7 protein-coding genes are annotated in these 7082 nt (G+C 64.8%); 5 read left to right on the top strand and 2 right to left on the bottom strand.

Annotation, left to right across the window (positions count from 1 at the left end; all coding sequences use genetic code 11):
- Positions 1-757 (bottom strand): ATP-binding cassette domain-containing protein (locus VKP01_RS02750; RefSeq protein ID WP_324410102.1); only part of this gene is annotated, 757 nt, incomplete at its 3' end.
- A 259-nt stretch (positions 758-1016) separates the two neighbouring features.
- Here VKP01_RS02750 and phaR point away from each other — a divergent pair.
- The 5 genes from phaR to VKP01_RS02725 all read left to right on the top strand — a co-directional run bounded on the left by phaR (position 1017) and on the right by VKP01_RS02725 (position 4955).
- The gene (gene phaR, locus VKP01_RS02745; RefSeq protein WP_324410101.1) at positions 1017-1598 is read left to right on the top strand and encodes a polyhydroxyalkanoate synthesis repressor PhaR; all 582 of its coding nucleotides are present in this window, start codon (positions 1017-1019) and stop codon (positions 1596-1598) included.
- A 327-nt stretch (positions 1599-1925) separates the two neighbouring features.
- Positions 1926-3008: a glycosyltransferase family 1 protein gene (locus tag VKP01_RS02740; protein ID WP_324410103.1), complete on the top strand. Its 1083-nt coding sequence runs from the start codon at positions 1926-1928 to the stop codon at positions 3006-3008.
- Between the two features lie 13 nt (positions 3009-3021).
- Positions 3022-3435 carry a CrcB family protein gene (locus VKP01_RS02735; RefSeq protein WP_324410100.1) on the top strand — a complete coding sequence of 138 codons (414 nt, stop codon included), beginning with the start codon at positions 3022-3024 and terminating at the stop codon, positions 3433-3435.
- Positions 3435-3875: a CrcB family protein gene (locus tag VKP01_RS02730; RefSeq protein WP_324410099.1), complete on the top strand. Its 441-nt coding sequence runs from the start codon at positions 3435-3437 to the stop codon at positions 3873-3875. Before VKP01_RS02735 ends, VKP01_RS02730 begins: the two co-directional genes overlap by 1 nt.
- An 87-nt stretch (positions 3876-3962) precedes the next feature.
- The gene (locus tag VKP01_RS02725) at positions 3963-4955 is read left to right on the top strand and encodes a hypothetical protein (RefSeq protein WP_324410098.1); all 993 of its coding nucleotides are present in this window, start codon (positions 3963-3965) and stop codon (positions 4953-4955) included.
- A gap of 10 nt (positions 4956-4965) precedes the next feature.
- On the opposite strand, the gene VKP01_RS02720 is transcribed toward VKP01_RS02725, so the two are convergent.
- A partial coding sequence (locus tag VKP01_RS02720) for an ATP-binding protein (RefSeq protein WP_324410097.1) occupies positions 4966-7082 on the bottom strand: 2117 nt, incomplete at its 5' end.

Here is a 7082-nt window from a genome sequence, read left to right as displayed (position 1 = left end):
CCTGCGACAGGCGCTTCTGTTTCTGCTCCAACCAGGAGGTGTAGTTGCCCTCATAGGGGATGCTGCGCCCGCGATCGAGCTCGAGGATCCAGCCGGTGACGTTGTCGAGGAAGTAGCGATCGTGGGTGACGATCAGGATGGCGCCGGGATAGGTGCGCAGATGCCCTTCGAGCCAGGAGACCGTCTCGGCGTCGAGATGGTTAGTCGGCTCGTCGAGGAGCAGCAGATCGGGCTGCTCGAGCAGCAGCCGGCACATGGCCACACGGCGGCGCTCACCGCCGGAGAGGTTCTCCACGCCCCAGTCGTCCGGCGGGCAGCGCAGGGCGTCCATCGCCTGATCGACCTTGGAATCGAGATCCCACAGATCCTTGGCCTCGATCTCGTCCTGGAGCGCCGTCATCTCGTCGGCGGTCTCCTCGGAATAATTCATGGCGAGATCGTTGTAGCGCTCCAGGATCGCCTTGAGCGGCGCAACGCCGAGCTCGACGTTCTCGCGCACTGTCTTGTCGTTCTCGAGCTTGGGCTCCTGCGGCAGATAGCCGACCTTGGCACCATCAGCCACCCAGGCCTCGCCGTTCCATTCCTTGTCGAGCCCGGCCATGATGCGAAGGAGCGTGGATTTACCCGCACCGTTGGGCCCGAGGACGCCGATCTTGGCGTCCGGATAGAAGGACAGGTGCACGTTATCCAGCACCTTCTTGCCGCCGGAATAGGTCTTCGAGAGACCCCGCATATGATAGATGAACTGTCGCGCCACGAGCTTCGTCCCATCGCAAGCTGTATGAAAATCCGTGGCCCGGGATAGCAGGGCAGGGCGCGGGCTACAAGCGGGATCGGGCCTGCCGGGCGCGCGCCAGCAACCCGAATTCGCTCTTTGCACGTCGCGCCAACGCGCATTTCGCAAAATTCATGTTTGCGCGGCGCGGCGAAGTGCTTAAGGTTCAAGGGAGATTGTCCTGCGCCGACCTGTCCGGTGAGCCGGTGTCGTGCCGTGAGTAAAGAGACGTGACAACGCCATGGCGACCGAAAAGCAGCCCATCATCATCAAGAAATACGCCAATCGCCGGCTCTACCATACCGGGGCTTCGACCTATGTGACGCTCGAGGACCTCGGGACAATGGTGAAGGCGGGCGAGGATTTCCTCGTCTATGACGCCAAATCCGGTGAGGATATCACCCGTTCGGTGCTGACCCAGATCATCTTCGAGCAGGAAAACAAGGAAGGCGGCCAGAACCTTCTTCCGGTTACGTTTCTGCGCCAACTGATCCGCTTCTACGGGGACAGCATGCAGGCCATGGTGCCGAGCTATCTCGAGCACTCCATGTCGCTGTTCACCAATGAGCAGGAGAAGATTCGCGCCCAGATGAGCGAGACGTTCGGGCCGAAAGCTTTCATGGCACTCGACGAGCAGGTGCGCTCCAACATGCAGATGTTCACCGAGGCCATGAAGGTGTTCACACCTTTCGCCAACAAGGGATCCGCCGGGAAGGGCGATTCCGAGGGCCAGTCCGGGGCCGGCGCGGAGGCCGATATCGACAGTCTGAAAGCCCAGATGGCCGAGATGCAGGCGCGCCTCAACGAGCTGGCCAAGAAGTAGGCTGAGCAAGAAATAGGCCGAGCAAGAAATAGGCTGAGCAAGAAATAGCGCACTCACCGGTGTGGAACTGTCTCGCCGTCAAAAGTGCGCCGGCGTGTGCGTGCGTCGCGCAGATGGCCTGTTTGCCGGCATCCGGCTGCGTCATAATGTGGATTCCACAGCTGATGCCCCGATTCCGCTTTCTTTGCGCTGCAAAAATCTGTCTGATCCGGGGTGGCGATGCGGCGATGAAATGCGGTATCGGCAAGGAGGCTTCGGGGTGTGTCCGTGACGGATGAATGGAGCGTCTCGCAATCGGCTGCAGCCGGGACGTCCGGGCCAAATGGCATGCGTCGCGCCGGATTGCCCGCGCGCCGGCTGCTGATTGCCACGGATGCCTGGCACCCGCAGGTGAACGGGGTGGTGCGATCAATTGAGCACATGGTCGCCCGCGCTGCCGATTTCGGCTTCGAGACGAGCGTGCTGGAACCCGGTGCCTTCCGCAGCATACCAATGCCGACCTATCCCGAAATCCGCCTCGCCCTGCCGCGCCCGTCGCGCATCGCGCGCTTCATCGCGCAGGCGCGTCCGCAATACATCCATATCGCCACTGAGGGACCGATCGGCCTGATGGCGCGGCGCTACTGTCTCGCGCGGGGTCTGGGTTTCTCCACCGGGCTACATACACGCTTCCCGGAATATGCCGCCGCGCGCTTTCCGCTCTCCGAGCGCCCGCTCTATCGGATGCTGCGCTGGTTTCACGCTCCCGCCGATTGCGTCATGGTCGGCACGCAGACCATGCTCGACGAGCTCGTGGCGAAGGGTTTCGACAATCTGGTGCTCTGGCAGAAAGGCGTCGATTGCGACCAGTTCTGCCCGCGCGCGCGCGAACGGCCCGAGGGCGGGCAGCCGATTCATCTCACGGTCGCGCGGCTTGCGGTCGAGAAGAATCTGGAAGCTTTCCTCGCCCTCGACTTGCCCGGTCAGAAAATCATCGTCGGTGATGGGCCCGACCGTGCGCGGCTCGAAGCGATCGATCCGTCGGCGCGGTTTCTCGGCCAGATCACCGGCGAGCCACTGGCGGAGATCTACCGCAGCGCGGACGTCTTCGTCTTCCCCAGTCTCACGGATACATTCGGTATCGTCATGCTCGAAGCGCTCGCTTCGGGGGTACCCGTCGCCGCCTATCCGGTGCCCGGTCCGCTCGACGTGCTCGGTGTTTCCGGGGCCGGGGTGATGGATCGGGATCTGCGGCATGCGATCCTGACCGCGCAAACCATCGATCCGGCGGTCTGCCGCGCCCATGCCGAGCGCTTCGACTGGCGCGCGAGCGCGCGCCAGTTCTACGGTCACGTCCTCGCTCATCGGCTTACGGAGCGCAATGCGCATGGCGATACGCGCGGACCGATGCCTTTTGCGGCCAAGGCCTGAGCCGGCGGGCGGGATGGGGGAGGCGCTCACAACTCTGGTGCTCGTTGCGCTCGGCGGTGCGCTCGGCAGTGTCGCGCGCGTACTGGTCGCGAAGGCGGTGGCCACGCGTCTGGGGGATTCGTTTCCCTGGGGCACCCTCATCGTCAATGTGAGTGGTGCGCTGTTGATCGGTGCGCTGCTACCCTTGCTGGCGGAAATCCGGAATGTCGTCGTTTCGGGATCCGGTTCGCCAGCGGTGGCGCTCCTGATCGTCGGGCTGGTGGGCAGTTATACGACCGTCTCCTCTTTCTCGCTCCAGACCTTCGCATTGATGGAGGAGGGAGCCTGGCGCGCAGCGATCGCGAATCTGCTCGCCTCGGTGGCGCTGTGCCTCGGAGCGGTCTTCGTGGCATCAAAGGCAGTCGCGGTCCTGACGGGGATGATCTGATGGCGCGGGGTGCAGATCGTGGCAAAGCCGCGCGCTCCGGATCTGCGCAGCCGCTCCTGCCCGTTGCGCTCGGCGGCGCGCTTGGCGCCAGCGCCCGCCATCTCCTCGGCCTTGCCACGATCGGCCTTTGGCCGGCGGCCGGGCTGCCGCTCGGGACCATCGCGGCAAACGGTCTCGGCTCGTTGCTGATCGGTTTGGTTGCTGCGCTGATGCTGCGTGACGCGCCGTCTGTTGCAACGCCGGCACGGCGGCAATTCCTCATCGCCGGCTTTTGCGGCGGCTTTACCACCTTCTCGATCTTCTCCTTCGAACTGCTCCATTTCATCGAGACGGGCGCCTTCGTCCTGGCTGGCGGCTATCTCCTGCTCTCGCTGATCGTCTGGCTCGGCGCCGTCGCGCTCGGCATGCGCCTCGGCCGCCGGATCCGCTCCCGACCATGAAGCGGGCCGCCCCCTTTGATCGAACGGGGCGCGCCCGCGCCGTCGCTGCTAAGCCTTGCGAATCGCGAGTGAAGAGGGAGGCGGGCGATGTGGGATTTTTCCATCGGTCGAACGATCAGTCTGCTCATGCGGACCATGCCGTTCATCCTGTTGCGGGTGGCGGTCTATTTCGGCGTGGCGCTGGGCTACATTCTGATGACGGGTACCGGCGCGGGTATCGGCTACGGGGTCGGTGCGCTGGGTGATGCCGGCTTTCAGGCCGGCTCGACGTTCTGGGGTGGCGTGATCGGCTTCGGCTTCGTCGCCGTGATCATGTACTGGCTGCGTGAATATCTGCTCTATATCGTGAAGGCTGGGCATATCGCGGTCCTCGTCGAACTGATCGATGATCGTCCGATGCCGGAGGGCCGTTCGCAGATCGGCCATGCCCAGGCGATCGTGCGCGAGCGCTTCGCGGAGGCAAGCATTCTCTTTGCTGTGGATCAGCTGATCAAGGGCACCCTGCGCGCCGTAACCGGGCTCATTCGCGGGGTTTTTACGCTCTTGCCGATACCCGGCATGCCCCAGCTGATCAGCATTCTGCGCGCCTTCCTGCGCGTCGCGGTGGGTTTCATCGACGAGGTGATTCTCGCCTATAACATCCGCACGCGTTCGACCAATCCGTGGCAATCGGCACGCACGGCCCTTGTGCTCTACGGGCAGAATTATGGCCCGATGCTGCGCAATGCCGCTTGGATCACGCTGTTCGTCTACGGGCTGTCGGCGCTGGTCTTCATCGTGATGCTGGCGCCGGCAGCACTGGTGGTGAACATGATCCCGGGTGCCTGGTCGGCGGGGGGATTCGTCTTCGCGCTGATCTTCGCCTGGTCGGTGAAGGTCGCGGTGCTTGAGCCCTTCGCCATCACCTGCCTGATGCAGGTGTATTTCCGTACCATCGAAGGGCAGGCGCCGAATCCGGAATGGGAGGCGCGGCTGGAGAGCATGTCGGGCAAGTTCCGCAAGCTCAAGGAGCGCGCCGTCGGCTCCGAAGGCGAGGGCGGCGCGACGCCCCCGCCGGCAGCCTCGACGCCCGCGCCCTGAGACCGCCGGATCACGACGTCCCGGCCATGATCCGCGCCGGGGCGTCATCGAGGAGTTGCGACAGGTCGCGGATATCGAAGGGCTTGGCCAGAAAACCGTCGAGCCCGGCCTCCAGGGCTGCGTCCTCGTCTTCGCGTTGGGCATTGGCGGTCAGCGCGATGATGCGGCGGGGCGTGCGCCGGGTCATCGCCTGTTCCAGATTGCGAATGCGTCTTGTCGCCTCCAGCCCGTCGAGGCCGGGCATGCGGATATCCATCAGCACCAGATCATAATCCGGGCGCAGCCCCGAGAACGAGGCTTCCGCGAGCGAAAACGCCTCGTGCCCGTCCTTGACCCAGTCGACAACGGCGCCAAGTCGCTCCAGTGTCTTCACGGCGAGGAGCGCGTTGATTTCGTTGTCCTCCGCAAGGAGGACGCGCTGCGTGCGCCCGGTGCCGGATTTGCGCGGACGCGTCGGTCCGGCACGCACCTGCTCCTGCGCGTGATCAGCAGCCGGCATGACCGGCTCCGTCAGCCGCGCATAGAGCGAGCGGGCCCGAAGCGGCTTGACGAGATAGGCATCATAGCCGGCCGCACTCGGTGAGCCGAGATCGCGGCGCTCGAAAGGCGAGAGCAGCACGAGGCAGCGCTGTGCGCCAGCCTCGCGCGCTGCTGTCGCCATGTCGCGGGCGACATCATCGCCGAGCGCGCAATCGACGATCAGCCCGGCAAATGGCGTCGCGATGTCCGAGGCTGTGGCTATCTTGGCGAGCGCTTCGGTTTCGCTGGCCATGAGCACCACATCCGCCCCCGCCTCGCCGAGCTTGCGGCGGATGAACGGTGCCTCGAAGGGCGAGCGGGCGAGCACGAGATAGCGTTTGCCACGCAGATCGGGAAGTTCGCTGCGCCCATCTGCATCACCATCGGCGGGGAGGGGGAGGGTGATGGTGAAGCGCGAACCGGCATCCGGGCGGCTCTCGACATCGATATCGCCCTGCATGCGCTCGACGATCCGGCGGCTGATGGCAAGGCCGAGCCCCGTCCCGCCATGGCGTGCCGCAGGACTACCGTCGCCCTGCTCGAATTCCTCGAACAGCGAGGCGATGCGATCGCGCGCGATGCCCGGCCCGGTATCGGATACTGCGATGGCGAGTGCGCCCGTCTCGCCGATATCGACCTCGATACCGACGCCGCCGATCTCGGTGAATTTCACCGCATTGCCCGCGAGATTGACCAGCACCTGCCGCAGACGATCGGCATCGCCGATCAGGCTTACGGGCGTGCGGGCGGCGATATGACAGGCGATTTCGATGCCCTTGCCCTGCGCACGCGGCGCCAGCAATTCGACAACGCCCTCGACCACGGCGCGGATATCGAAGGGCTTGCTCGCAATGTCGAGCTTGCCGGCTTCGATCTTCGAGAAGTCGAGGATCTCGTCGATCAAGGAAAGGAGCGCGCCGCCGGAGGTCTTGACGGCGCGCAAGTAGTTGGTCTGCTCGGGGTCGAGATCGGTTTCGAGCAGGAGATCGGTCATGCCGATAATGCCGTTGAGCGGCGTACGGAATTCGTGGCTGACGGTGGCGAGGAAGCGCGATTTGGCTTCGTTTGCGGCCTGTGCCCGGGAGCGCTCTTCCGCGAGAGCGCGCTCGGTGACGACGCGCTCGGTAATCTCGCGGCCTGCGCGCAGGATTTCGATGGCCCCGCCCGGCGCATGGACGGGCGTCTCGATCCAGGCGAACCAGCGCGGCTCGGCACCGCCGGTATCGATCGCCTCGTCGACCAGCATGGCGCCATCCTCGCGCCGGCGGGTCGCCCCGGCCTCGACGACACGCGGACAGGTCCGCGCACCGATCAGCGTGTCGCGCGGGCGTCCGACGATTTCGGCATAGCGGTCATTGGCGAAGGTGATACGGCCCGATTTATCACGCTGGACGATGACGTCGAGCTGCGCCTCGACGAGGGAGCGATAGAGTTCGCGGCTCTCGGAGGCACGCCAGACCTCATCCTGCAAGGTTTCGTTCTCGTTCTCGATCCGCCGCGTGTGGCGCTCCAGCCGGAAATAGGCGATCAGCAGCATCAGCGCCGAGGTCGTTCCGACCATGCCGAGCCCTGCGACGACCGCGATCAGCCAGCCCGAAGCGCTGTTCC

The organism is Saliniramus sp. (assembly GCF_035311605.1).
Lineage (GTDB): Bacteria > Pseudomonadota > Alphaproteobacteria > Rhizobiales > Beijerinckiaceae > Saliniramus.
Note: the sequence above shows the minus strand (reverse complement) of the source record. Positions and strands in the feature narration are given on the sequence as shown.

Bases quoted from the DNA above. Each gene is read 5' to 3' on its own strand.
- phaR (WP_324410101.1), top strand. From the start codon at position 1,017: ATGGCGACCGAAAAGCAGCCCATCATCATCAAGAAATACGCCAATCGC.
- VKP01_RS02740 (WP_324410103.1), top strand. From the start codon at position 1,926: ATGCGTCGCGCCGGATTGCCCGCGCGCCGGCTGCTGATTGCCACGGAT.
- VKP01_RS02735 (WP_324410100.1), top strand. From the start codon at position 3,022: ATGGGGGAGGCGCTCACAACTCTGGTGCTCGTTGCGCTCGGCGGTGCG.
- VKP01_RS02730 (WP_324410099.1), top strand. From the start codon at position 3,435: ATGGCGCGGGGTGCAGATCGTGGCAAAGCCGCGCGCTCCGGATCTGCG.
- VKP01_RS02725 (WP_324410098.1), top strand. From the start codon at position 3,963: ATGTGGGATTTTTCCATCGGTCGAACGATCAGTCTGCTCATGCGGACC.